The sequence below is a fragment of the Pseudomonas syringae genome, assembly GCF_002157375.1.
Taxonomy (GTDB): domain Bacteria; phylum Pseudomonadota; class Gammaproteobacteria; order Pseudomonadales; family Pseudomonadaceae; genus Aquipseudomonas; species Aquipseudomonas syringae_T.
The window spans coordinates 355,439-379,248 of the sequence record NZ_MTSA01000002.1 but is presented as its reverse complement, the minus strand read 5'-3'; the positions used below and the strand labels follow the sequence as shown (position 1 = coordinate 379,248).

Genomic DNA, 23,810 nt, shown 5'->3' with positions numbered 1-23,810 from the left:
CTACATCAGCGCGTCATCATCGAGCGTGACGCGCGCGTAGAAGATGATCGCCACGGTCGGGATCAGCGCCGAATAGCCCGGTCTGAGCGCGGTGCCGAAATGCGTCAACAGGCGTTGCACCGGGGCCTGGCGAATGGCGCCCAGTAATCCCTTGAGCCGACCGGGGGCACTCTCGGCCTGCACCGGTTTGAACAGCGCAGCAAGGGTCAGACGCTCCGCCAGTTCTTCGACATGCGCGGCATACACCTCCCAGCTCATCGCCCTGACGCTGGCACGGGGCATTTGCACCAGCGGGTGTGCGCTATTGAATGCATGGCGGAAAAACGTTCTGAGCAGCAGTTCTTCCACTTCGACGACAGTGGCGCACTGGTGCAACGCATTGTCCAGGCCGTATTGCCGCGCCAGCATGCCCAGCGCCCGTGTGTAGGGCACACCTCTGCGCCGGGCGGCATTGACCAGAAAGTGGCCGGCAACCAGCTGAAACTCACGCACGAACGCGTAGGTGCGATTGGCCTCGGTTTCCTTGAGACGGGTCCAGCGACTGCTGCGCAGGTGCTTGATCGCCGCTTCCAGTACGTCATCCGGCGAGCGCGCCAGCACGTCGTGCAGCCAGGTGTCCTGCAAAACCGGATCGCGGGTCGTGGTCGGTAACACGGCAACGCCTGTTTCCAGCCCTTCACAGCCGCTGAACCCGGTGGCGATCAGCACTTCCTGCAAGCGTCGCCAATAATGGTGATGGCGGTAACCCGGCATGCGCACGTTTTCGAAATGCTCGACCGGCGTGCGCCCCAGGCTTTTCTCGCCCAGGTTCAACAGCAGCACGTGGTCTTCGCTGGAGTAGGCGTTGATCAGCCGCCCACTGATTTTCTGATTGAGCACCTTGGCCTCGGCAGGCTCGATGCGAACCGCTGCAGCCATCAACAGAACGTCGTCCACAATAAGGCCGTGTTCAAGGGATTGCTCCAGGGTCTTGAGCGCACTGACCAACAGCCGCCCGCCCAGCGAATGGCCAATCAGGTTGACGCGCTTTACGTCCGGGTGGTGTTCAAACAGATAGCGGTCGAGCTGCGCCAGCAGCACTTTGCCCATGTCTCGGGCACGGTTGCGGATCCGCGCAAAATGCACCACCCGGTCCCCCGCCAGCGCGGCTGCACCGGCCAGCGGATGCACACGGGCCGCCGCCATCAGCAGACCGCGGGAGCGATTGTCCATTTGGGTGAAATGACTCGAAGGCCAGAACGCCAGGATATTCACACTCTGACGCAGGGCACCGGGAATACTGTTGGCCAGCATGCGCCGGTCATCCAGATCATGACCTGACGAGTATCCGTGAATGAAGACGTTGGCGACCTCGCCCGACGTCTTGGGCAGGGTCAGAAACTTGAAATGATTTTCCACGTTGTCCTGTCACGCATGGGCGGGTTGCGCGCTCAATTTTTGACGATAAAGCGTTTGGCGATCAGCATGATCAGTCGCAGGCAGAACACGATACCGGTCACGGCGATCACCCATTTGGCAACCAGCAAAAAATAACCTTCGATCTCATCGGACACCAGCCCCACCAGCAGCCCCATTCCGCCGATCAGCAAACCGATCAGCGCCAGCCCGATGTAAGGCCGCAACCAGCGGGTCCGCGCGCCTTTGTCGAAGAGGTAAAACGCGGCGCCGATGAGGATCGCAAGCACCGACACGCCAATAATGAACCCCATGCTTTACCTCAACGTTACACGCCAATAGTGCTGACTGATCATCCCATACGCGCGTCCGGTCTTGAAAGCGCGCCGCATGAATGTGACGCAGAGCGCCACGAGCGGCATTCCCACGCGGGAGCGTGCGGAGCGAGCAGCGACCGCACGAACACCTCTTGTGCCCACGCCCCAGGCATTGGCCTAACGTTCCAATATCGCCGTCACGCCCTGCCCGCCTGCGGCGCAGATGGAGATCAGTCCGCGCCCGCTGCCTGCCGCGTCCAGTAGTTTGGCCAGGTTGGCGACAATGCGGCCTCCCGTGGCGGCAAACGGATGACCAGCGGCCAGTGAGCTGCCTTTGACGTTCATTTTGCTGCGGTCAATTGACCCCAATGGTGCGTCAAGGCCAAGGCGGGTCTTGCAGTAATCGGCATCTTCCCACGCCTTGAGGGTACACAGCACCTGAGCGGCAAAGGCTTCATGAATCTCGTAATAATCGAAGTCCTGAAGCGTCAGACCATTGCGCGCTAACAGGCGCGGAACGGCGTAGGCCGGCGCCATCAACAGCCCTTCTGCACCGTTGACGAAATCCACCGCTGCCGCCTCGCCGTCACGCCAGTAAGCCAGCACCGGCAAGCCTCGTTCACGCGCCCATTCTTCGCTGGCCAGCAACACCACCGACGCACCGTCCGTCAGAGGTGTCGAATTACCTGCCGACAACGTGCCTTTGGCGCTGCGCTCGAAAGCCGGTTTGAGGCTCGCCAGTTTTTCCAGCGTCAGGTCCGGGCGCAGATTGTTGTCACGGTTCAGCCCCAGGTAGGGCGTCATCAGGTCATCGTGCCAGCCCTCGGCATAGGCCGCCGCCATTTTCAGGTGGCTTTCCAGCGCCAGTTGGTCTTGCGGTGCCCGCTCTATGCCCCAGGTCTGCGCCATCAATTCGCAATGCTGACCCATCGAAAGACGCGTGCGCGGTTCGCCGTTGCGTGGCAGTTCCGGCTTGAGGTGATGCGGACGTAGCTGCAAAAGGGTCTTGAGCTTGTCGCCAGGCGTCTTGCTGCGATTGACCTGCAGCAGAATGTTGCGCAGCCCTTCATTGACGCCTATCGGCGCATCGGACGTGGTGTCCACGCCACCGGCAATGCCGCACTCGATCTGCCCCAGCGCAATCTTGTTGGCCACCAGCAGCGCAGCCTCCAGCCCGGTGCCGCAGGCCTGCTGAATGTCGTAGGCCGGGGTCTGGGCAGACAGCCGTGATCCCAGAACGCATTCTCGGGTCAGGTTGAAATCTCTGGAATGCTTGAGCACTGCGCCCGCCGCCACCTCGCCCATGCGCAAACCATGCAGGTTGAAGCGCTCGATCAAACCTTCGAGCGCTGCGGTCAGCATGTCCTGATTGCTGGCCTTGGCGTAGGGACCATTGGAGCGGGCGAACGGAATGCGATTACCGCCGACGATGGCGACACGACGAGGATGCGTCATGGAAAACTCCCTTTCTTCAAACGGATGAATGAGCCGTGTCGATAGCAAGAACAAATGTCGTGCCACCGTGGTCCATTCCTTTGAACCCCGACTTCAGGAGAGTGTTCCATGCCGTCAGATCGCTATATCGATTTCGCCAACTCCGACATGGGTCGTCGTCTGGTGAGCGCCGTCGGTCTGCCCGCTCCCACCCACCTGGAGCGTTGGCAGGCCGGGCGTTTGCGCCCTGTCGAAGGCACGCTGCTGATCAGTGCGGGGCCGCTGGGCGATGAGGTCAGACAATTCGCCAGCCGCCTGACAGACTCGCTGTACAGTTTCGGCAGCGACATGCCGGGTGCAACCACTTGGGTCTCCAATCAAGGGCCTCGACTGAAGGCCGTGGTATTCGACGCCAGCCAGATCCTGCGCACCGAACAGCTCAGGCAGCTTCGGGATTTCTTTCAGCCACTGCTGCGCAATCTCGACCATTGCGCACATGTCGTGATTCTTGGCAGAGCGCCGGCCACCCTTGATGACCCGCTGGCCGCCAGCACTCAACAGGCCATCGAGGGTTTCAGCCGCTCGCTGGCCAAGGAAGTGCGCAACGGTGCAACGGTCAAGTTGTTGCAGGTGGATGAAGACGCTCAGGATCAACTGGAAGGCGCACTGCGCTTCTTCCTGACGCCCAAGGCGGCGTTCATCTCCGGTCAGTTTGTTCACCTGACTGCCTGCCCGACGAAGGTCCAGGACTGGACGCGTCCGCTGGCCGGTCGCAAAGCGGTGGTGACCGGCGCGGCACGGGGCATCGGTGCGTCAATTGCCGAAACCCTGACCCGTGATGGCGCGCAGGTCATTCTGCTGGATGTGCCTCAGACCCGAAAAGAGCTGGAAGCGCTGGCCTCACGGCTTGGCGGCCAGGCCCTGGCGCTGGATATCTGCTCGGAAGACGCCCCTGCTCAACTGCTTGAGCACCTGCCGGATGGCGTCGACATTCTGGTCCATAACGCGGGCATTACTCGCGACAAGACGCTGGCCAACATGCCGGAAGATTTCTGGGACTCGGTGCTGGCCGTCAACCTCAATGCTCCGCAAGTGCTGACGCAGGTGCTGCTCGACGCCGGCGCGCTGAAAGACGATGCCCGAATCATTCTGATGGCGTCGATCAGCGGTATCGCCGGGAATCGCGGACAAACCAACTACACCACCAGCAAGGCCGGCCTGATCGGCTTTGCCCGGGCGATGGCCCCCGGACTCAAGGCGCGAGGCATCAGTATTAATGCGGTTGCGCCGGGGTTCATCGAAACGAAGATGACCGCCCATATGCCGTTCACCTTGCGTGAGGCAGGCCGACGCATGAGTTCGCTGGGCCAGGGCGGTTCGCCACAGGACGTAGCAGAAGCCGTGGCCTGGTTCAGCCAGCCGGGCAGCGGCGCGGTCAGTGGTCAGGTTCTGCGTGTCTGTGGTCAAAACGTGATCGGGGCCTGAGGTCTCGCACTGAATTCAAGGAGATGGACGATGACGGCTCACTGGCGCTACCTCGATTCTTTGCAACCTCTTTCCAACCTGTTTATCCAGGCGGCACTGCGCCGTCGCAAGGTAACCGGCTCGCAGCTACCCGATCTGGGGCTGCGCAGCTGGATCGCGGTGGACAACGAAAAGCTCGAAGCTTACCGAAAGGTCTGCGGGTTCGAGGACAGCAGCCTGCTGCCGCCGACCTATCCACATGTGATGGCATTTCAGCTACAGATGCAGTTGATGACTTCGCAGGAGTTCCCGTTCCCGCTGCTGGGGCTGATCCATGTCGACAACTGCATCTGCGTCCATCGCCCGCTCGGAGGCGTCAGCCAGCTGTACATCAGTGTTCAGGCCACCAACCTGCGCCCACACCGTAAAGGGGCGATGTTCACGCTGCTGACTCAGGCTGAAGATGGCCTGGGCCTGCTTTGGGAAGAAGAAAGCACCATGCTCTGCACGGCAGCCAAGCCGGACAGCTCGTCTGCCGAGCAGGAAGAGTCCGTGTTGCTGCCGATGATGCACGTGGAAAGCTGGCGGGCGACGCCACAGATCGGCCGTGATTACGCCAAGGTGTCGGGGGACTACAACCCGATTCACCTGAGCGCACCCAGTGCCAAGATGTTCGGTTTTCCGCGCGCCATCGCTCACGGCATGTGGCTGAAAGCGCGCGCTCTGGCCGCGCTGGATGAGCATTTGCCGGCCTCGAATGTCGAGATCAGCGTGCAATTCCAGAAATCGGTGCGCCTGCCCGCCGACGTGGCACTGTCGGCCAATGCCGCCGGGGTACACGGTCAGTTCCGGATCGACGGCGATGACGGCATTGTCCACATGACCGGTCATTGGCAGCCGGTGGCCCCGTAAGCGTTTGACTGGCCAGGGAGCCTTGTTCTATCACCAAGGACGAGGCTCGGCTGAACAAACCTCAACGCCCACTTGCCTGGCGACCCGTTCCCCCTGAAGCTATGCGTCTTCAGGAGAGCACGATGAACCTCGACGAGTTGACCCAACGCCTGCACCGTATTCGCGACCAGAACGACTGGAAGCCCTTTCACAGCCCCAAAAACCTGGCGATGGCGGCCAGCGTGGAGATGGCCGAGCTGGTGGAAATATTTCAGTGGCTGCGCGAGGACCAGTCCCGCGAGTTGCCTGCCGATCAGTTGGAGCATGCTGGCCAGGAAGTCGGCGACATTGTCCTTTACCTGTTGCTGCTGTGCAGCGAACTCGGGCTGGACATGGAGACGGTGGTGCGCAACAAACTGGCGGACAGTGAGCGGAGATTCGCCCGGTGAGTGATCGTCATTTCGACCAGTTGGCGACCCGTTTCGCGGAAAAGATCTACGGCGGTGCGAAAGGCGCGATTCGTCTGGCTGTGTTGCAGGCGGACTTGACCGAGACCTTGCCCAAGCGTCCGTTGCGCGTGCTGGACATCGGCGCGGGGTTGGGTCATATGTCGCTGTGGCTGGCCGAGCAAGGTCACGAGGTGACGCTGGCCGAACCCGCCGAGCCGATGCTGGAAGGCGCTCGCCAGCGTTTTGCCGATGCCGGACAGACGGCCACGTTCATTCAGGCTCCGTGGCAGGCGCTGCCCGACTTGCTGAGCGACACTTACGATGTGGTGCTGTGCCACGCCGTGCTGGAATGGCTGGCCGAGCCGCACGCGATCCTTCCGGTGCTGCGCCGGCTGACAAACGCCGAGGGCTGGCTGTCGCTGGCGTTCTACAATCGCGACGCGCTGATTTATCGCAATTTGCTCAAGGGCCATTTCCGCAAAATGCGCAAGAATGACATGGCCGGAGAAAAACAGAGCCTGACGCCCCAGCAACCGCTCGACCCTCGGGAACTGGCGGCGCAACTTGAAGGGCTGTGGAGCGTCGAAACCCGTAGCGGCGTGCGGGTGTTTCACGATTACATGCCCGTTGAATTCCAGGCCCGGGCCGAACTGACGGATATGCTGGAAATGGAACTGGCGCATCGGCGTCACCCGGCTTTTGCAGGGCTGGGTCGATACCTGCACTGGATCTGCCGTCCGGTCTGACACAATTGCGGAGACCCTCATGAAGCACCGTCTTGCCTTGCTGGCCCTGTTCTTCGGGGTCAGCGCCTGCCAAAGCGACAATCCGTATGTGGCCAGTTCGCTGCCGATGCCGCCCGCTCCGCCACAGGCGGCCAACACCCTGGACATGAGCGCTTACCCCGCGCCGCCACGGGATTATGGAAAGTACCGGACCTGGGGCTGGCTCAACGGTCAGTTGCCACCCGGCACAGCCTGGGTCGATTCCGCGCAAGTGGTCGAAGCCATGAGCAATGGCCTGGACCAGCGGGGCCTGAGGCCGGCTCGGAATAATCAGCCTGCCGACCTGTACGTCAGCGCCACGACGCGTCAGGAGGTTCGGTTGCGCCAGGTGCGTGAAGATGTCGACCCCTATTACGGCGGCGGCGCGGGTTATGGTCCTTACGGCGGCTATCGGCCGGGTTATGGCGGCTACGCCAGCGTGCCGGTGGTGCGCACGTATCAGGAAAAAGTGATGGTGGTCCAGATCAACCTGTTCGATGCGCGCACTGGCCAGCCTGTCTGGAGCGCCAGTGCAGACGCGCACAGCAGCAACAATCTGGCAGACCGCAGCAAAGCTCTGCGTCAGGCCGTGCAACAGGCGCTGACGGCTTATCCGCCTTCGTAATTTTTCGGAGAACTGCCATGTTCCGCCGTATTGTCTTGCTGTCCTGCGCCCTGCTGCTGACTGCCTGTCAGACCCAATCGATCAATCGCGACTTTGATGCCCAGCGGGATTTCGGCGGTTATCGCACCTGGAGCTGGAAGGAGCCCGCGGTTCAGTATCAGCCGGATAACGACCCGCGACTCAAGAGCGACCTGACCGAGCAGCGCATCCGCCAGTCAATCGCCGATCAACTGGATCAGCGCGGCTTGCGCATGGCCGCTGCCGGTGCGCGTTCGGACCTGAAAGTGCAGACCTGGCTGATTGTCGAAAATCGCCAGCAGACCGTGAGCACCCAATACGGTGGCGGCTGGAGCCCTTGGGGCGGTTATGGCTACTGGAACGGTCCGATCAACACTGAAACCCGCAGCGTCGACTATAAGGTCAGCACCTTGCAGATCGACCTGCTCGACGCCAAGGACGGCAAACTGGTCTGGCGAGGCAGCACCGAGCGTATCCTCAATGACAACGCCGACAACCCGGCCGAACGCGAGCAAGCCATCCGCACCACCGTCGCAAAAATTCTGGCGCAATACCCGCCGCGCTGATCGGGTTTCGAACGAGAAGCACCGTGAGCTCAGCCCTCTTTCCCTCAGTTCAAGCCTGCATGTCGCCCTGCATTTCATCGAGCAGTTCCTGAATCGCGTCAAGGCGCTCTTCGGGGTCGTCGATTTCCAGCAGTTCGACCTTGTCTTTCTCGGTGAACGGCAGCAGGTAGGCAAGCTGGTTAGACAACGCGTATTGACCTTCGGCGGACACGCCCATGTTCAGGGACGCAACCATCGGGTGTTCGGCCAGCGCTTCGAGCAGCGCAACCAGGTCGGCATCTTCTTCCTGTAACGGACGCTCCTGGGGCTCTTCCAGCCATTCAACCTCGGCCACCAGCAATTGATCGCGCTGAACTTCGGCAGCGATTACCCGAAAGCGGCGACCGCCCACGACCCGAATGCCCAACAGACCGTTGTCCTGTTGCTCGAAGTCCTCGACCAGTGCTTCACAGCCAATCCGCGAATAGCCGCCCGGCACGGACCCGACTTCGCTCCCTTCGGTGATGCACACCACACCGAACCCCTGCCCCTGCTTCATGCAGCGGCTGATCATGTCCAGATAACGAGCTTCAAACAGCTGCAGATCAAGAACGCACCCCGGAAACAGCACGGCGTTCAGTGGAAACAATGGCAATGTCATGTGAAAGCCTCCCCCCTTTAAATGGCCAGCGACATTGCCAGCGGCAGGAACAGTGCCGTTGCAACGCCCATCAGACTCATTGCCAATGCAGCAAAAGCCCCCGATTCTTCACCTTCCTGCAAGGCCACGGACGTTCCCACCGCATGCGCGGTCAAGCCCAGTGCCATGCCGCGAGCCGCGGGATGATCCACCCCGGCCAGCGACAGCAGACCCGGGCCGAAAATGGCACCAAATACACCGGTAATCAATACAAAAACCGCCGCCAGCGCCGCCACACCGCCGATCTGCTCGGCCACCAGCATGGCAATTGGCGATGTCACCGATTTTGGCGCCATGGTCATCAGAATCATATGATCGGCACCCAACAGCATCCCGAGCCCGACACACAGCCCGGTCGCAAACACGCCGCCGATTACCAGCGTAGTCAATACGGGCCAGAGCAACTGCCGAATCCGCCGCATATTCAGATAAAGGGGCACGGCCAGCGCAACGGTCGCCGGCCCCAGCAGCGTGCCCAGGATTTCGGTGCTTTTGCGGTACTCGCTGTACTCCAGACCACAGAACAGCACGACCCCGATCACCACGACCATCGACACCAGCACCGGCTGTAAAAACAGCCAGCGGGTCTTTTCGTACGCCGCCGTCGCCAGTTGATAAGCCCCCAGCGTGATCGCGATGCCAAACAAGGGGTGGTGAATCACCGACAGCCAGGCGCCATGCCAGTCCAGACTCATGAGACCTCCCGGCGGCGGTTCTGACGCTGGATAAGCTTCTGCATCAGCCAGCCGACAAACGTCAGCGAAATCATCAGCGACACGGTCAGCGTGCCGAAGATCGCCCAGAAATCCTCGGCGATGGCCGATGCGTACACCATCACGCCGACAGCGGGCGGCACCAACAGCAAGGGCAGATAGCGCAACAGACTGCTGGCAGCCACGCTGATCGGTTCGCTGACTTCACCGCGAATCATCAGATAAGCCATCAGCAATACCAGCCCGATGATCGGCCCCGGCAATATCGACAGAAACAGATGGTTGAGCGCTGTTCCCAACAATTGGAACAGCACCAGCCATGTCAAACCCCGTAACAACATGAGGACTCCAGCAAGTAAACGAATCCGGCGAATTCACGGCGCCATTATAAACACGCCAGGCCAGGGATCATGGCCAGGTATTCGCGTCCCTTCAGTCGCTTGACCAACCGGCAACCCTCTGCTGATCTTGTGATTCACCTGCAACCCCCACTCGGCAGGCGACACCGCTGATACCTCACCAGACAAGGAAAGCGACATGCCTTTTGTACCCGTCACAGCACTCACGCAATACGTTGGCAAAGAACCGGAATATTCAGACTGGCTGACCATTGACCAGGAACGTATCAACCTGTTTGCTGAAGCGACAGGGGATTTCCAGTTCATTCATGTCGACCCGGTCAAAGCCGCGCAGACCCCGTTTGGCACCACGATCGCCCACGGTTTTCTGTCGCTGTCGCTGATCCCCAAGCTCATGGAGGGCATCATGGTGCTGCCTGAGGGGCTGAAGATGGCGGTCAACTATGGCATGGACAGCCTGCGCTTCATTCAGCCGGTGCCGGTCAATTCACGTGTTCGCCTCAAGCTTCAGCTGACGGACGTGACCGAGAAAAAGCCGGGCCAGTGGCTACTCAAGGCAACCGCCACACTGGAGGTGGAGGGTCAGGAAAAACCCGCTTTTATCGCCGAACCGCTGACCCTTTGTTTTGTGTAACACGTTTAAAACATGAAACAGTCGTAACAGACTGTTTCATCCCGCTTACTCGCTGCGGCATACTCCCCTGCGGTCGTGCCCCAAGACATCTGCTCAAGCAGAGCCGGGCCCGCCACTGAATCATTCTTCCGGGATATCACATGCGCGCGCTCGCTCCACTGGCTTTGACCCTCTTGATCGCAGGCTGCGGTGATGGCGAATCACTGCTGCCCCCGGACGGCCGTCTGCCCGATGGCGGACGCTACCGCGGTGATATCGTCAACGGCACACTGCAGGGCCAGGGCCGGATCGATTACCCCAACGGCAGCTGGTACGCCGGGCAGTTCGAGAAAGGGCTGTGGCAAGGCCAGGGTGAATGGCACGCGGCCAACGGCGACGTCTACAAAGGCGGCTTTGAACAGGGCCTGTTTCATGGCCAGGGCCGACTGACCAGCCACAGCGGCGCGAGCTATGTGGGTCATTTCAAACTCGGGCTGCGTGACGGCGAAGGCACGCAGAAGGACAAGGGCGTGCTGTACCGAGGCCAGTTCAAGGCGGGGCTGTATAACGGTCCCGGCCGTCTGGAGCTGGAAGACGGCAGCCAGCATCAAGGCATGTTCGCCAACGGCAAGGCCAACGGCGAAGGCTCGCGCAGCGATGCCAGCGGCAATCAATACAGCGGCAACTTCGTCAACGGACAACTGCAAGGCACCGGCAGCTTCACCAGCGCTGACGGTGATCAATACGTCGGCAACTTCCGCAACAGCCAGCTTGACGGCCAAGGCCGCTACGAAAATAGCGATGGCGATGTCTGGAGCGGTGAGTTCAAGGAAGGCGCACTGACCGGCAAGGGCGAGCTGATCGGCTCTGACGGCAGCCGTTACCAGGGTGATTTCGACAACTGGCGCTTCTCGGGCCAGGGTCAACTGCAACTGGCCGACGGCAGTCGCTATGTCGGTCAGTTCGCCGATGACACCTATCAGGGCAACGGCGTGCTGATTTCGCCGGACGGCAAAGAAGAAAAAGGCATCTGGGCAAACGGCCAGCGCGTGCGTGATGCCAAAGGCAAGTTGCTGCCTGATACGCTTGAAAAAGGGCTGTTGGCGCAAGGCAGTCTGCTGGACCACGCGCTCGCGGCCGTACCTGCGTCCACGCCGGCCACCGAGCTGTACACGCTGGTTGTAGGGGGCGACGGCAAGCAGAGCGTGTTCATGCGCGAGGCGGACTATGTCAGCAACCTGCTCAAATCCCGGTTCGGCGCCGTCGGCCAGGTCAGCCTGGTCAACCACCGCGACCACATGGATGATCGCCCGATGGCCACCCGCGAGACCATCACGCGCGCGGTCCAGACCATCGCTCAACGCTCCGGCCCGGAAGACCTGGTCTTCATTTACCTGACCAGCCACGGCACCCAGGACCACGAGCTGGTACTCGACCAGCCGCGCCTGTCGCTGGCCGACCTGCCCGCCGACGCGTTGGCTGCGGCCCTTGCACCGCTGAAAAACCGCGATAAGGTGGTGGTGATTTCGGCCTGCTATTCCGGTGGTTTCATCCCGGACCTCAAAGACGAGCGCACCTTGATCATGACGGCTTCACGCGCAGACCGCGTTTCGTTCGGTTGCTCGGAGGAAGCCGACTTCACTTATTTCGGTGATGCACTATTTGCCAAGGCATTGGTCGAAACCGATGACCTGCAACAAGCTTTCAATGATGCCAAAACCTATGTCGCGCAACGCGAGACCGAGGATAATTTCGAAGCCTCCGAACCGCAGATATGGGCACCAAAAGGAGTTCTGGCGCGCTGGCAGCAGTTGCGCAAAACCCAGGCCGAACGCGCGTTGAACACGGCGTTGACTCGCTCGGAAGCGAAGACCTCGACAAGCCGCTAGGCTTATCAGAATAAAGGGAGTAGCACCATGTACCTGACGCCGCAACATATCCTGCTTGCAGGAGCCACGGGCCTGACGGGCGAGCACTTGCTCGATCGACTGCTCAACGAGCCCACCGTCAGCCGCGTGCTGGCCCCAACGCGTCGACCTCTGGCAGAACACCCACACCTTGAAAACCCGGTCGGCGATCTGACCGCACTGCTGCCGGCGCTGGCTGGGCGTGTGGACATTGCCTTCTGCTGCCTGGGCACCACGATCAAGCAAGCGGGATCGCAAGACGCTTTCAAGGCAGTCGATCTGGACCTGGTACTCGCGTTCGCCCACCGCGCTCGCGAACTGGGCGCCCGTCATTTGCTGGTCATCAGTGCCATCGGCGCAGACCCGAAGTCCAGCACCTTCTACAACCGCATCAAAGGCGAGATGGAGCAGGCATTGCGCGCGCAGGATTGGCCGCAACTGACCATCGCCCGCCCGTCCCTGCTGGTGGGCAGCCGCACCGAGACCCGCTGGGTCGAACAACTGGCCGCGCCCATCGCCAAACTGATTCCCGGTAAATACGGCGCCATCGAAGCCTGCCAACTGGCCCGCGCCATGTGGCGCCTGGCGCTCGAAGAGCAGAACGGTGTACGGATTGTCGAGTCGGATGAATTGCGCAAGTTGGGCAAGTAGGCGAGCGCTCGATGATCGTTCCAACGCTCCGCGTGGGCATGCATTGCCACGCCAGTCGTCTCTGATCCTCTAGGTTCTGTACGAAAAGTCGGCGAGCGAAGGTCAGGCAAGGCAAAAACAGGCGAGGAACGGCCGGGGTCGCGCCCGACTCTACTGTTTGTAAATGAGCATTCTGAGCCTGTTTTCAACGCAGCATCACCGATGCGCAGCCACTTTACGTACAGAGCCTAAAGCCCGCCCGTCGCCTGGACCCCCAAGCCCGCCGCCGTCAGCAATGACAGCGGCAGCAATAGCGTGTCGAGCAACGCGCTGCCGGGCAGGTCCAGACCCGGATAGCTCGGTGCTTCTGCGCCGAACCGGTCCGCCGCACAGCAGCCGCCCTGCAACGCGTACATGTTCAGCCGCGTACCCGCGTACACCACCGGCGCACCGGGCTTGGCCGCATTGAGCGTTCGCGCGGTGGCGCAGCCTGTCAGTGCGAGCGCCAATGCCACCAGCAGCAGCTTATTCATCGCCGCCCACATGATGCTCGCCCCAACGCGGCAGCATGTCCTGAGGGATGTTCAACAGGTTGAGAATCCGCGCGACCACAAAGTCCACGAGGTCGTCGATGGTTTGTGGTTGATGGTAGAAACCGGGAGACGCTGGCAAAATCACCGCGCCCATGTTCGACAGCTTGAGCATGTGTTCCAGATGGATGCTGGAAAACGGCGCCTCGCGGGGCACCAGAATCAATTGCCGACGCTCTTTCAAGGTGACGTCGGCGGCGCGCTCGATCAGGTTGTTACAGGCCCCGGTGGCAATCGCCGACAACGAGCCGGTGGAGCACGGCACCACCACCATCGCACTGGGCGAACCTGAACCCGAAGCAACCGGCGACATCCAGTCGTCGCGGCCATAGACCCGAATCTGCCCGGCCGACGCGCCGGTGTATTCCGTCAGGAACGCCTGCATCATCATCGGTTTGGGCGGCAGGCGCACGTCAGTCTCGGTGGCCATCACCAATTGCGCAGCCTTGGAGATGAGAAAATGTACTTCTCGGTCCTCACGCACCAGACAGTCCAGCAATCGCAGACCATATTGCGCGCCTGATGCGCCAGTCATAGCAACCGTGACGCGCTCCGGGCCGCTCATTTCAGCGCCTCTGCCAGCTTGCCATGCAATCCGCCAAAGCCGCCGTTGCTCATGATGACGATGTGAGCGCCAGGCTGCGCCTGACGTTTCACCTGCTCGATAATGGCTTCAATCGAATCACAGACCTGCGCAGGCACGCTGCCCCCGGCCACGGTCGCCGCCAAGTCCCAGCCCAGATTCGGCGGCGCATACCAGACCACCTGATCGGCCTGGCTCACGCTTTCCGGCAAGCCGTCGCGGTGCGCGCCGAGCTTCATGGAATTGGAGCGTGGCTCGACCACGGCAATGATCGGCGCAACGCCGACCTTCTTGCGCAGGCCATCCAGCGTGGTGGCAATCGCGGTCGGGTGGTGAGCGAAATCGTCATAAATGGTGATGCCGCGTACGTCGGCGACCTTCTCCATGCGCCGCTTGACGCTTTTGAACGCACTCAGCGCCTGCACGCCCAGCAAAGGCACCACGCCAACATGGCGCGCAGCGGCAAGGGTGGCCAGCGCGTTGGCCACGTTGTGCTGGCCGGTCATGTCCCATTCGACGGCGCCCTGAAGCTCGCCCTCGAACAACACCTCAAACCGCGAGCCGTCTTCGCTCAACAGCCGCGCCTGCCACTGACCGCCTTCGCCGGTGGTCTGCACGGGCGTCCAGCACCCCATTTCGATCACGCGAGACAGCGCAGGCTCGGTGGTCGGGTGAATCACCAGGCCTTCACCGGGGATGGTGCGCACCAGGTGATGAAACTGCCGCTCGATGGCTGGCAGATCAGGAAAAATGTCGGCGTGATCGAACTCGAGGTTATTGAGGATCGCCGTGCGCGGACGGTAATGAACGAATTTGGAGCGCTTGTCGAAGAACGCACTGTCGTATTCGTCGGCTTCCACCACGAAGAACGGCGTTTCGCCGATACGCGCCGACACCGCGAAATTCTGCGGGATGCCGCCGATCAGAAAACCGGGGCTCATGCCTGCGTGTTCCAGCACCCAGGCCAGCATGCTGCTGGTGGTGGTTTTGCCGTGCGTGCCGGCCACCGCCAGCACCCAGCGACCTTGCAGCACGTGGTCCGCCAGCCATTGCGGGCCGGACACATACGGCAAGCCTTGATTCAAGACATATTCAACCGCCGGGTTGCCACGTGACAGCGCATTGCCGACCACCACCAGGTCCGGTGCCGGGACCAGTTGCACAGGGTCGTAGCCCTGAGTCAGCTCGATGCCCTGCGCTTCCAGCTGCGTGCTCATCGGTGGATAGACGTTGGCATCGGAACCGGTGACCCGGTGCCCCAACTCTTTGGCGAGCACCGCCAGCGAACCCATGAACGTGCCGCAGATACCAAGGATATGAATATGCATGACCAACCTCTCAGAACATCCACGCAGGTTAACGTAGGGGCGGTTAAATGGCACCCTGAGTTTCTCTGCGGCGTTGCGCCCTGGAGGCATTTCAATAGCCTGCGGATAAGCCTAAAGTCCTAGCCACGGCTGAATGCAAATGGCCTATTCTTGAACGCTTCTTGCCACACACCCGAAAGCAGAATCAGACACAGACTCCCTCACAACAAGAACCAGGAGACATACCATGCGTTACGCTCATCCCGGTACCGAAGGCGCTATCGTCAATTTCAAGGAACGCTACGGTAACTATATTGGCGGCGAATTCGTCCCGCCGGTCAACGGCCAGTATTTCACCAACACCTCCCCCGTCAATGGCAAGGCCATCGCCGAATTCCCGCGCTCTACCGCCGAAGACATCGAAAAAGCGCTCGACGCGGCCCACGCGGCAGCCGACGCCTGGGGCTCGACCTCGGTGCAGGCGCGCTCGCTGGTTCTGCTGAAAATCGCAGACCGCATCGAAGCCAATCTCGAAGTCCTGGCCATCACCGAGACCTGGGACAACGGCAAGGCGATTCGCGAAACCCTCAACGCCGACATCCCGCTGGCCGCTGACCATTTCCGCTACTTCGCTGGCGTGTTGCGCGCTCAGGAAGGCAGCGCAGCAGAGATCGACGGCAACACGGTGGCGTATCACATTCACGAGCCGCTGGGGGTGGTCGGGCAGATCATCCCGTGGAACTTCCCGATTTTGATGGCCGCCTGGAAACTCGCCCCGGCGCTGGCTGCCGGCAACTGCATCGTGCTCAAGCCGGCCGAACAGACCCCGCTGGGGATCAGCGTACTGGTCGAGCTGATCGGTGACCTGTTGCCTCCCGGCGTGCTGAACATCGTGCAAGGTTATGGCCGCGAAGCCGGCGAAGCCCTGGCCAGCAGCAAGCGCATTGCCAAGATCGCCTTCACCGGCTCGACACCGGTAGGCTCGCACATCATGAAACTGGCCGCGGACAACATTATTCCGTCCACCGTTGAGCTGGGCGGCAAGTCGCCGAACATCTTCTTCGAAGACATCATGAGCGCCGAGCCGGAGTTCATCGACAAAGCCGCCGAGGGTCTGGTGCTGGCGTTCTTCAATCAGGGCGAAGTCTGCACCTGCCCGTCCCGAGCGCTGGTGCAGGAGTCGATCTACCCGCAGTTCATGGAAGCGGTGATGCGCAAGGTCGAGAAGATCAAACGCGGCGACCCGCTGGACACCGACACCATGGTCGGCGCTCAGGCGTCCGAGCAACAATTCGACAAGATTCTTTCGTACCTGGACATCGCCAAAGGCGAAGGCGCCGAGCTACTGACCGGCGGCAAGGTCGAGAAGCTGGAGGGCGATCTGTCGACGGGCTATTACATTCAGCCCACGCTGCTCAAAGGCAACAACAAGATGCGCGTCTTCCAGGAGGAAATCTTCGGCCCGGTGGTCAGCGTCACGACCTTCAAGGACGAAGCCGAAGCCGTGGCAATTGCCAACGACACCGAGTTCGGCCTGGGTGCAGGCTTGTGGACCCGCGACATCAACCGCGCCTACCGCGTGGGCCGGGCGATCAAAGCCGGGCGAGTCTGGACCAACTGCTACCACCTGTACCCGGCACACGCCGCGTTCGGTGGCTACAAGAAGTCCGGCGTCGGCCGCGAAACCCACAAAATCGCGCTTGAGCATTACCAACAGACCAAAAACCTGCTGGTGAGCTACGACACGAATCCGTTGGGTTTTTTCTAGGCAGGTAAGTCGCCGCTCAAGTTGGAATGCCCCTGTCGGAGCGGACTTGTACGCGAAGCCAGTCGTTCAGACGATAACTTATCGGAAAATGTACTGGCCCTCTCGCGAACACGTTCGCTCCGACGGCCTTCGGCCAGACTCAAAAGCGGACTTGTGTATCACGATGAGCGCTCCAGCATTGTGGACGCTTTGCGCGATGAACCACACCACGCACCAACCCTGTGCATCACGCCCCGGCTTAACGCTGCGGCGTGATGCATCCTGCCCTGGACTGATCCGCTTCCGCCTGCAAACTCGCACTCCCGGTCGGGATGGAGTATTAATTGCTTACATCGCTTCCCACAGTCGTTTGAACCGGGACGTCACCGGTTTGGCCGCAAGACTACGTCCGACGCGAACAGCGCGACGTCATGGAGAACCTGTATGGCGAGCTTTTCCCATTCTGTCGGTGCGCAGACGTACCGCTTCGACAGCCTCAAAGAAGTCATGGCCAAGGCCAGCCCGGCGCGCTCCGGTGATTATCTCGCTGAAGTCGCGGCGCAAAACGATGGCGAGCGGGTGGCCGCGCAAATGGCGCTGGCGAATATTCCGCTCAAGCACTTTCTTGAAGAAGCGTTGATTCCCTACGAGCAGGACGAAGTCACCCGCCTGATCATCGACACCCACGACAAACCAGCCTTCGCGCCGGTCAGCCACCTGACGGTAGGCGGTTTTCGTGACTGGCTGCTCAGCGACCTGGCCGATGAGACCAGCCTACGCGCACTGGCCCCGGGCCTAACACCGGAAATGGCAGCGGCGGTGTCGAAGATCATGCGCGTGCAGGATCTGGTGCTGGTGGCGCAGAAGATCCGTGTTGTCACCCGCTTCCGCAACACCATGGGCCTGCGCGGCCGTCTCTCGACCCGCCTGCAACCCAACCACCCCACCGACGATCCATCCGGCATTGCCGCCAGCGTGCTGGACGGCCTGCTGTACGGTAACGGCGACGCCATGATCGGCATCAACCCGGCCACCGACAGCACCTCGTCCATCGTCGCCCTGCTGGAGATGCTCGACGCCATCGTCCAGCGCTATGAAATCCCGACCCAGTCCTGCGTGCTGACCCACGTCACTACCTCCATCGAAGTCATCAACCGGGGCGTGCCGGTCGACCTGGTCTTCCAGTCGATCACCGGCACCGAAGCGGCCAATGCCAGCTTCGGCATCAGCCTTAAGTTGCTGCAGGAAGGCTACGACGCGGGGCTGAGCCTGAACCGCGGCACACTCGGGCAAAACCTGATGTATTTCGAGACCGGGCAAGGCAGCGCGCTGTCGGCCAACGCGCATCACGGCGTCGATCAACAGACCTGCGAAACCCGCGCCTATGCCGTCGCCCGGCATTTCAATCCGTTCCTGGTGAACACGGTGGTCGGCTTCATCGGACCGGAGTACCTGTACAACGGCAAGCAGATCATCCGCGCCGGTCTGGAGGATCACTTTTGCGGCAAGTTGCTGGGCGTGCCGATGGGCTGCGACATCTGCTACACCAATCACGCCGAAGCCGATCAGGACGACATGGACACGCTGTTGACGCTGTTGGGCGTTGCCGGAATCAACTTCATCATGGGCATCCCCGGCTCCGACGACATCATGCTCAATTACCAGACCACCTCGTTCCATGATGCGCTGTACGCCCGACAAAGCCTGGGCCTGCGCCCCGCACCGGAATACGAAGCGTGGCTGGAGAAAATGGGCATCTTCACCCAGGCCGATGGCCGCGTCCGTTTCGGTGACAGCCTGCCGCCCGCCTTTCGCCAGGCCTTGGCGCATCTCGCATGAGTGATCAGCCGATGAACGAGATTCAAGACAGCTCCCAGCCAGCCAACCCCTGGCTGGAGCTGCGCCGCCTGACGTCCGCGCGTATCGCACTGGGCCGCACCGGCACCAGCCTGCCGACCTGCGCACAGCTCGACTTTCAAGCCGCACATGCGCAGGCACGCGATGCCGTTCACCTTGCGTTCGATCACGCCGCGATCAGCGCGCAACTGGCCGAAAAAGGCCGGGAAACCCTGCTGCTGCACAGCGCTGCCGCCGACCGGCACAGCTACCTGCAACGCCCGGACCTCGGCCGGCGCCTGAACGACGAATCGGCGCAAACCCTGCGTGACTACGCCGCGGCTCATCCTGGCGGCCTCGACCTGGCCGTGGTGGTGGCTGACGGGCTGTCCGCCCTCGCCGTGCATCGTCACGCCGTACCGTTCCTGACCCGACTGGAAGAACAAGCCAGTGCCGACGGCTGGACGCTGTCGCCGGTGATCTTGGTCGAACAGGGTCGCGTGGCCGTGGCGGACGAAGTCGGCGAACGGCTCGGTGCGAAGATGGTGGTCATTCTGATCGGCGAGCGCCCCGGCCTCAGCTCTCCGGACAGCCTGGGGCTGTACTTCACGTACGGCCCCAAAGTCGGGCTGAATGATGCGCACCGCAACTGTATTTCCAACGTGCGCCTGGAAGGGCTGAGCTACGCGATGGCCGCCCATCGTCTGCTGTACCTGATGCGCGAAGCGTGTCGACGGCAGATTTCCGGGGTCAGCCTGAAGGACGAGGCCGAGCTGAAGACGCTGGAGTCCGACGGCGCTGCCGATCATTCGGACAAACAGATCGGCAATTTCCTGCTCGACGGTCCGGCTGACCCGCATTAGATTGTGCTTTCTAAAGCTGCCGGGCAGGATTGCATCATCATCCCGGCGAACTGCATCAGCCCATAGGGAAGTCGAGGCCAAACCATGCGGATCATCAAAGCCACTCTCGAACATCTGGACCTGCTCTGCCCGCTGTTCATCAAGTACCGTGAGTTCTACGGCGAAGCGGCGTTTCCGGACTCGTCGCGGGACTTCCTCGAAAAACGCCTGCGGCGGGAAGAGTCGGTCATCTATCTGGCGCTGGCCAATGACGACGAAGGAAGGCTCTTGGGGTTTTGCCAGCTCTACCCGAGCTACTCTTCTCTTTCGCTGAAACGGGTGTGGATTCTCAACGACATCTACGTCGCCGAAGACGCTCGTCGCCAACTGGTCGCCGATCACCTGATGAAGCAAGCCAAGAAGATGGCCAAGGAAACCCAGGCCGTACGACTGCGCGTGTCCACCAGCAGCAACAACGAGGTGGCACAAAAGGTCTATGAGTCCATCGGTTTCAAGGAAGACACCCAGTTCAAAAACTACGTGCTGCCCATCAACTCCGACTGACCACCGCACTCGCCCGCACGCGGCCCGGCTGCCGCGTCTGGCCGCGCCAGCCCTGCCCGCGCATTATTACGGAACCTCTTCTGCGCATTCTGCTTCTATAATGCCGCGCAGTCGCTTCTTCCGCATGCGACCCCGGACAGGGTGTTCGCCTCAGGTGCTTCAATGGAATTCAACCCGCTCGACCTTATTCTGCATCTCGACGTCTACCTTGATCTGCTGGTAACCAACTACGGCCCCTGGGTTTACGCGATCCTGTTTCTGGTGATCTTCTGCGAGACCGGGCTGGTGATCATGCCTTTCCTGCCGGGCGATTCGTTGCTGTTCATCGCTGGCGCCGTGGCGGCCGGTGGCGGCATGGACCCGGTCTTGCTGGCCGGGCTGCTGATGCTGGCAGCGATCATAGGTGACAGCACCAATTACGTTATTGGCCGGACGGTCGGGGAAAAACTGTTCAGCAACTCCAGGTCACGCATCTTCCGTCGTGATTACCTGGTGCGCACTCAGGACTTCTACGAACGCCACGGCGGCAAAACCGTCACGCTGGCGCGCTTCCTTCCGATCATCCGTACGTTTGCGCCATTCGTGGCCGGCGTCGGCAGGATGTCTTATCCGCGTTTTGTGGGCTTCAGCGTGCTGGGCTCGGTGTTGTGGGTCGGCAGCCTGGTCACCCTGGGTTTCTTCTTCGGCAACGTGCCGTTCATCAAACACAACCTGACCCTGCTGGTGCTGGCGATCATCGTGCTTTCGCTGGTGCCGATGATCATCGGTGTGGTGCGCAGCCGCAGCGCGCCTCCGGTCGACGCTCGCTGAGCCATGTGGTCACTCAGCAACTGGCGCAGGCGACGAACCCTCGCCAGACATCCGGTTGCTGACGAGCTGTGGCAAAAAGTGCGCGAGCGCCTGCCGATTCTCGACGGCCTGAGCGCCGGGCAGGACGCAACACTGCGCGACGCCTGCGTGCTGTTTCTGAACGACAAATACCTCAGCGCACTGCCGGGCGTGGAGCTGGACGACGAGCAGCGGCTTTTCCTCGCGGCCCAGGCGCAATTGCCAGTGCTGGGTCTCGGCGACCTGAACTGGTATCAGGGCTTTCACGAGATCGTGCTGTACCCGGACGACTTCGTCAGCCCGCAACGCCATCGTGATGCCAGCGGCGTCGAACACGAGTGGGACGGCGAACACAGTGGCGAGGCGTGGCTGCAAGGCCCCGTGATTCTGGCCTGGCCGGGCGTGCTGAGCAGCGGCGACTGGGACGGCTACAACCTGGTCATTCACGAACTGGCGCACAAACTCGACATGCTCAACGGCGATGCCAATGGCCTGCCGCCGCTGCACAGCGACATGCGGGTGACTGAATGGGCCAGCACGATGCAGCACGCGTTCGATGACCTGAACCGGCAGCTGGATGAGGACCCGGATGCCGACACCGCCATCGACCCTTATGCCGCACAAGACCCTGCCGAGTTCTTCGCCGTGACCAGCGAGTACTTTTTCAGCGCCCCGGACCTGCTGCACAGCACTTACCCTTCGGTCTACGAGCAACTGAAAGCGTTCTACCGTCAGGACCCTCTCGCGCGGCTCGACGCATTGCGCCAACACGCCCCGGCTTATCAGGACAACTGACCGCTACCGAGGCCATGCATGGCAACCAAAACAGAATATGCCTATAATCCGGACCACTTTATGGCGGTTCGCGCCACAATCTGTCTGGTCAACCAGGGGACAATGCCCAATGAGCTACAGCAAGATTCCGGCAGGCAAAGACCTGCCGAACGACATCTACGTCGCGATCGAAATCCCGGCCAACCACGCGCCGATCAAGTACGAAATCGACAAAGACACCGATTGCCTGTTCGTTGACCGTTTCATGGCCACCCCGATGTTCTACCCGGCCAACTACGGTTTCATCCCTAACACCCTGGCCGACGACGGCGACCCGCTGGACGTGCTGGTAGTCACGCCTTACCCGGTCACCCCGGGTTCGGTCATCCGCGCACGCCCGGTCGGCATCCTGCACATGACTGACGACGGCGGCGGCGATGCCAAAGTCATCGCAGTCCCCCACGACAAGCTGTCCCAGCTGTACGTCGACGTGAAAGAGTACACCGACCTGCCGCCGCTGCTGCTTGAGCAAATCAAGCACTTCTTCGAGAACTACAAGGATCTCGAAAAAGGCAAGTGGGTGAAGATCGAAGGTTGGGGCAACGCTGACGCTGCCCGCGCCGAGATCATGAAATCGGTAGAAGCCTTCAAAGGCTGATCATCGATCAGGCGTTTCCGGGCACTTGATGCAGGTGTCCGGAAACACGCTTCTGCCCTCCCCGCCCCATCCCCCCGCCATACCCGTCCTGAAAAACGCGCCACTCACGTCTTTTTTGCAAATCTCATGTTTAAAAATGCACTCGACTTTTAGCCAGTTGATAAACAGTCCGTTAATGCCCGTATAGCCGGGGTAAACGCCTGATGCATCGTTTAGTCGAAAAAGCGCTATTACGGAATTGGCCTACACGATATTCATTCCATCCGTAGTCCAGATAGCCGCCACCCCCTTGGGATAACGTCGACCTCAACACCTCGTTCATTTAAACGCCCCAGCGACGCCCGTAGAATTCTGCCCATGAATACATCAGGCGATCGACTCCGCATCCTCCTTCGGGAGTGCCACCTCACCGCGACTGATTTTGCCGCCAACCGCAAAATCACGCCGCAGCACGTCAATAACTGGTTCAAGCGCGGCGTGCCAATGGCCCGCATCGACGAGGTGGCTGAATTACTAACCGTCAACGCGCGCTGGCTGCGCACCGGCGACGGCCCCAAACACCCCAACGAACCCGCCCCCGAAAGCACCGGCGGCGACACGCGAATGGCTATCCAGCAAACGAGAAACGTCCTGCGCGGCGACGTGGAAATCCAGATCTACATGGAAGTCGAATCCACCCACGGTGTCAGCAAAACAGTCCTGGCCGAAGCCCCCGGCCAGAAAATCCGCCTGCCCCTGCAGGTTCTGCAAACCATGGGCATCGACCCGAAAAACTGCATGTGCGTTGCCATGGTCGGCAACAGCATGGCTGACAAGATCCAGGATGGCTCGATCCTCGGCGTAGACCGCGAACTGACCCAAGTCATCGACGGCGAAATCTACGCCCTCGAACACGGCGGCATCCTGCGCGTCCGCTACCTCTACCGCCTCCCCAACGGCGGCCTGCGCCTGCGCAGCCACAACGACGCCGAATACCCGGACGAGGTGTTCAGCGGCGAGGATATCGACCGGGAGAAGATCCGCATCCTGGGCTGGATATTCTGGTGGTCGACACTGAACAGCCGACGCAACGCAATGCTGCTGTTGTGAGGGAGTCGGGGCGGGAAAGTATTCGGGCTGGGCATTGGCGACGGATTTTAGTATTCTGGGCGCCATCCAGAGCATAGGTCGCCCTTGAGCGGCGGTGTGCTTGAACAGGGCATGTGATCCGTTTGCCCTGTTATCTATTCGCGCTTCTTCAGGAGCGCACCTGTTGAA

26 protein-coding genes are annotated in these 23,810 nt (G+C 61.1%); 17 read left to right on the top strand and 9 right to left on the bottom strand.

The annotated features are described in order from the left end of the window. From BW686_RS03645 to BW686_RS03635, 3 genes are all read right to left on the bottom strand, one after another. Complete coding sequence (locus BW686_RS03645; protein ID WP_084914256.1) at positions 1–1,398, bottom strand: DUF726 domain-containing protein; 1,398 nt, start codon at positions 1,396–1,398, stop codon at positions 1–3. 32 nt (positions 1,399–1,430) lie between these two features. Then, positions 1,431–1,709 carry a hypothetical protein gene (locus BW686_RS03640; protein WP_084914255.1) on the bottom strand — a complete coding sequence of 93 codons (279 nt, stop codon included), beginning with the start codon at positions 1,707–1,709 and terminating at the stop codon, positions 1,431–1,433. Positions 1,710–1,889: 180 nt separating this feature from the next. Beyond that, entirely contained in the window at positions 1,890–3,167 is a 1,278-nt protein-coding gene (locus tag BW686_RS03635; RefSeq protein ID WP_084914254.1) for an acetyl-CoA C-acetyltransferase, read from the bottom strand. A gap of 108 nt (positions 3,168–3,275) precedes the next feature. On the opposite strand from BW686_RS03635, the gene BW686_RS03630 reads away from it, so the two are divergent. From BW686_RS03630 to BW686_RS03605, 6 genes are all read left to right on the top strand, one after another. Beyond that, entirely contained in the window at positions 3,276–4,631 is a 1,356-nt protein-coding gene (locus BW686_RS03630; protein ID WP_084914253.1) for a 3-oxoacyl-ACP reductase, read from the top strand. A gap of 30 nt (positions 4,632–4,661) precedes the next feature. After that, positions 4,662–5,522, top strand: coding sequence for a MaoC family dehydratase (locus tag BW686_RS03625; RefSeq protein WP_084914252.1), 861 nt, complete (start codon positions 4,662–4,664; stop codon positions 5,520–5,522). A 122-nt stretch (positions 5,523–5,644) separates the two neighbouring features. Then, on the top strand, positions 5,645–5,950 hold the full coding sequence (locus BW686_RS03620) for a MazG-like family protein (protein WP_084914251.1): 306 nt from the start codon (positions 5,645–5,647) through the stop codon (positions 5,948–5,950). Continuing rightward, entirely contained in the window at positions 5,947–6,696 is a 750-nt protein-coding gene (locus BW686_RS03615) for a methyltransferase domain-containing protein (RefSeq protein ID WP_084914250.1), read from the top strand. The genes BW686_RS03620 and BW686_RS03615 overlap by 4 nt, the downstream gene beginning before the upstream one ends. A gap of 19 nt (positions 6,697–6,715) precedes the next feature. Continuing rightward, the gene (locus tag BW686_RS03610; RefSeq protein ID WP_084914249.1) at positions 6,716–7,339 is read left to right on the top strand and encodes a DUF4136 domain-containing protein; all 624 of its coding nucleotides are present in this window, start codon (positions 6,716–6,718) and stop codon (positions 7,337–7,339) included. A gap of 17 nt (positions 7,340–7,356) precedes the next feature. Continuing rightward, positions 7,357–7,923 (top strand): DUF4136 domain-containing protein, encoded by a 567-nt coding sequence (locus tag BW686_RS03605; protein ID WP_084914248.1) that lies wholly within the window; start codon positions 7,357–7,359, stop codon positions 7,921–7,923. Positions 7,924–7,972: 49 nt separating this feature from the next. Here the strand turns inward: BW686_RS03605 and BW686_RS03600 are convergent, their stop codons facing one another. From BW686_RS03600 to BW686_RS03590, 3 genes are read right to left on the bottom strand one after another with little or no spacing between them, the layout of a single operon-like run. Beyond that, positions 7,973–8,563 (bottom strand): LON peptidase substrate-binding domain-containing protein, encoded by a 591-nt coding sequence (locus BW686_RS03600; RefSeq protein WP_084914247.1) that lies wholly within the window; start codon positions 8,561–8,563, stop codon positions 7,973–7,975. 17 nt (positions 8,564–8,580) lie between these two features. Continuing rightward, positions 8,581–9,297 (bottom strand): LrgB family protein, encoded by a 717-nt coding sequence (locus tag BW686_RS03595; RefSeq protein WP_084914246.1) that lies wholly within the window; start codon positions 9,295–9,297, stop codon positions 8,581–8,583. Beyond that, positions 9,294–9,656, bottom strand: coding sequence for a CidA/LrgA family protein (locus tag BW686_RS03590; protein ID WP_084914245.1), 363 nt, complete (start codon positions 9,654–9,656; stop codon positions 9,294–9,296). Before BW686_RS03590 ends, BW686_RS03595 begins: the two co-directional genes overlap by 4 nt. A 196-nt stretch (positions 9,657–9,852) precedes the next feature. Here BW686_RS03590 and BW686_RS03585 point away from each other — a divergent pair, with 196 nt between their 5' ends. The 3 genes from BW686_RS03585 (at position 9,853) to BW686_RS03575 (ending at position 12,845) form a co-directional block, all read left to right on the top strand. Further along, positions 9,853–10,308 (top strand): MaoC family dehydratase, encoded by a 456-nt coding sequence (locus tag BW686_RS03585; RefSeq protein WP_084914244.1) that lies wholly within the window; start codon positions 9,853–9,855, stop codon positions 10,306–10,308. A gap of 140 nt (positions 10,309–10,448) precedes the next feature. Then, positions 10,449–12,176, top strand: coding sequence for a C13 family peptidase (locus tag BW686_RS03580; protein WP_084914243.1), 1,728 nt, complete (start codon positions 10,449–10,451; stop codon positions 12,174–12,176). A gap of 27 nt (positions 12,177–12,203) precedes the next feature. Next, entirely contained in the window at positions 12,204–12,845 is a 642-nt protein-coding gene (locus tag BW686_RS03575; RefSeq protein ID WP_084914242.1) for an oxidoreductase, read from the top strand. Positions 12,846–13,072: 227 nt separating this feature from the next. Here BW686_RS03575 and BW686_RS03570 read toward each other — a convergent pair whose 3' ends face one another. The 3 genes from BW686_RS03570 to mpl are packed head-to-tail and all read right to left on the bottom strand — an operon-like array spanning position 13,073 to position 15,325. Beyond that, positions 13,073–13,357 (bottom strand): YceK/YidQ family lipoprotein, encoded by a 285-nt coding sequence (locus tag BW686_RS03570; protein WP_003393455.1) that lies wholly within the window; start codon positions 13,355–13,357, stop codon positions 13,073–13,075. After that, positions 13,350–13,979 (bottom strand): flavin prenyltransferase UbiX, encoded by a 630-nt coding sequence (gene ubiX, locus BW686_RS03565; protein ID WP_084914241.1) that lies wholly within the window; start codon positions 13,977–13,979, stop codon positions 13,350–13,352. Before ubiX ends, BW686_RS03570 begins: the two co-directional genes overlap by 8 nt. Then, positions 13,976–15,325 carry a UDP-N-acetylmuramate:L-alanyl-gamma-D-glutamyl-meso-diaminopimelate ligase gene (mpl, locus tag BW686_RS03560; RefSeq protein ID WP_084914240.1) on the bottom strand — a complete coding sequence of 450 codons (1,350 nt, stop codon included), beginning with the start codon at positions 15,323–15,325 and terminating at the stop codon, positions 13,976–13,978. Before mpl ends, ubiX begins: the two co-directional genes overlap by 4 nt. 226 nt (positions 15,326–15,551) lie before the next feature. On the opposite strand from mpl, the gene exaC reads away from it, so the two are divergent. The 8 genes from exaC to BW686_RS03520 all read left to right on the top strand — a co-directional run bounded on the left by exaC (position 15,552) and on the right by BW686_RS03520 (position 23,642). Beyond that, positions 15,552–17,072, top strand: coding sequence for an acetaldehyde dehydrogenase ExaC (gene exaC, locus BW686_RS03555; RefSeq protein ID WP_084914239.1), 1,521 nt, complete (start codon positions 15,552–15,554; stop codon positions 17,070–17,072). 423 nt (positions 17,073–17,495) lie between these two features. After that, positions 17,496–18,890 carry an ethanolamine ammonia-lyase subunit EutB gene (locus BW686_RS03550; RefSeq protein WP_084914238.1) on the top strand — a complete coding sequence of 465 codons (1,395 nt, stop codon included), beginning with the start codon at positions 17,496–17,498 and terminating at the stop codon, positions 18,888–18,890. Next, positions 18,887–19,750, top strand: coding sequence for an ethanolamine ammonia-lyase subunit EutC (gene eutC, locus BW686_RS03545; RefSeq protein WP_084914237.1), 864 nt, complete (start codon positions 18,887–18,889; stop codon positions 19,748–19,750). The genes BW686_RS03550 and eutC overlap by 4 nt, the downstream gene beginning before the upstream one ends. An 84-nt stretch (positions 19,751–19,834) precedes the next feature. Then, positions 19,835–20,293 (top strand): GNAT family N-acetyltransferase, encoded by a 459-nt coding sequence (locus tag BW686_RS03540; protein WP_084914236.1) that lies wholly within the window; start codon positions 19,835–19,837, stop codon positions 20,291–20,293. 162 nt (positions 20,294–20,455) lie between these two features. Beyond that, positions 20,456–21,103, top strand: a complete 648-nt coding sequence (locus tag BW686_RS03535) for a DedA family protein (RefSeq protein WP_084914235.1) — start codon at positions 20,456–20,458, stop codon at positions 21,101–21,103. Positions 21,104–21,106: 3 nt separating this feature from the next. After that, positions 21,107–21,916: a M90 family metallopeptidase gene (locus BW686_RS03530; protein ID WP_084914234.1), complete on the top strand. Its 810-nt coding sequence runs from the start codon at positions 21,107–21,109 to the stop codon at positions 21,914–21,916. A gap of 109 nt (positions 21,917–22,025) precedes the next feature. Then, positions 22,026–22,553, top strand: coding sequence for an inorganic diphosphatase (gene ppa, locus BW686_RS03525; protein ID WP_003379107.1), 528 nt, complete (start codon positions 22,026–22,028; stop codon positions 22,551–22,553). 357 nt (positions 22,554–22,910) lie between these two features. Beyond that, entirely contained in the window at positions 22,911–23,642 is a 732-nt protein-coding gene (locus tag BW686_RS03520; protein ID WP_084914233.1) for a S24 family peptidase, read from the top strand. The last annotated feature ends 168 nt before the right edge of the window (positions 23,643–23,810 follow it).

Coding starts and splice junctions, on each gene's coding strand:
- ubiX (WP_084914241.1), bottom strand. CDS start 13,979: ATGAGCGGCCCGGAGCGCGTCACGGTTGCTATGACTGGCGCATCAGGC.
- BW686_RS03590 (WP_084914245.1), bottom strand. CDS start 9,656: ATGTTGTTACGGGGTTTGACATGGCTGGTGCTGTTCCAATTGTTGGGA.
- BW686_RS03535 (WP_084914235.1), top strand. CDS start 20,456: ATGGAATTCAACCCGCTCGACCTTATTCTGCATCTCGACGTCTACCTT.
- BW686_RS03640 (WP_084914255.1), bottom strand. CDS start 1,709: ATGGGGTTCATTATTGGCGTGTCGGTGCTTGCGATCCTCATCGGCGCC.
- BW686_RS03610 (WP_084914249.1), top strand. CDS start 6,716: ATGAAGCACCGTCTTGCCTTGCTGGCCCTGTTCTTCGGGGTCAGCGCC.
- BW686_RS03605 (WP_084914248.1), top strand. CDS start 7,357: ATGTTCCGCCGTATTGTCTTGCTGTCCTGCGCCCTGCTGCTGACTGCC.
- BW686_RS03570 (WP_003393455.1), bottom strand. CDS start 13,357: ATGAATAAGCTGCTGCTGGTGGCATTGGCGCTCGCACTGACAGGCTGC.
- BW686_RS03595 (WP_084914246.1), bottom strand. CDS start 9,297: ATGAGTCTGGACTGGCATGGCGCCTGGCTGTCGGTGATTCACCACCCC.
- BW686_RS03585 (WP_084914244.1), top strand. CDS start 9,853: ATGCCTTTTGTACCCGTCACAGCACTCACGCAATACGTTGGCAAAGAA.
- eutC (WP_084914237.1), top strand. CDS start 18,887: ATGAGTGATCAGCCGATGAACGAGATTCAAGACAGCTCCCAGCCAGCC.
- BW686_RS03600 (WP_084914247.1), bottom strand. CDS start 8,563: ATGACATTGCCATTGTTTCCACTGAACGCCGTGCTGTTTCCGGGGTGC.
- BW686_RS03520 (WP_084914233.1), top strand. CDS start 22,911: ATGAATACATCAGGCGATCGACTCCGCATCCTCCTTCGGGAGTGCCAC.
- BW686_RS03635 (WP_084914254.1), bottom strand. CDS start 3,167: ATGACGCATCCTCGTCGTGTCGCCATCGTCGGCGGTAATCGCATTCCG.
- ppa (WP_003379107.1), top strand. CDS start 22,026: ATGAGCTACAGCAAGATTCCGGCAGGCAAAGACCTGCCGAACGACATC.
- exaC (WP_084914239.1), top strand. CDS start 15,552: ATGCGTTACGCTCATCCCGGTACCGAAGGCGCTATCGTCAATTTCAAG.
- BW686_RS03580 (WP_084914243.1), top strand. CDS start 10,449: ATGCGCGCGCTCGCTCCACTGGCTTTGACCCTCTTGATCGCAGGCTGC.
- BW686_RS03530 (WP_084914234.1), top strand. CDS start 21,107: ATGTGGTCACTCAGCAACTGGCGCAGGCGACGAACCCTCGCCAGACAT.
- BW686_RS03625 (WP_084914252.1), top strand. CDS start 4,662: ATGACGGCTCACTGGCGCTACCTCGATTCTTTGCAACCTCTTTCCAAC.
- BW686_RS03575 (WP_084914242.1), top strand. CDS start 12,204: ATGTACCTGACGCCGCAACATATCCTGCTTGCAGGAGCCACGGGCCTG.
- mpl (WP_084914240.1), bottom strand. CDS start 15,325: ATGCATATTCATATCCTTGGTATCTGCGGCACGTTCATGGGTTCGCTG.
- BW686_RS03540 (WP_084914236.1), top strand. CDS start 19,835: ATGCGGATCATCAAAGCCACTCTCGAACATCTGGACCTGCTCTGCCCG.
- BW686_RS03620 (WP_084914251.1), top strand. CDS start 5,645: ATGAACCTCGACGAGTTGACCCAACGCCTGCACCGTATTCGCGACCAG.
- BW686_RS03630 (WP_084914253.1), top strand. CDS start 3,276: ATGCCGTCAGATCGCTATATCGATTTCGCCAACTCCGACATGGGTCGT.
- BW686_RS03550 (WP_084914238.1), top strand. CDS start 17,496: ATGGCGAGCTTTTCCCATTCTGTCGGTGCGCAGACGTACCGCTTCGAC.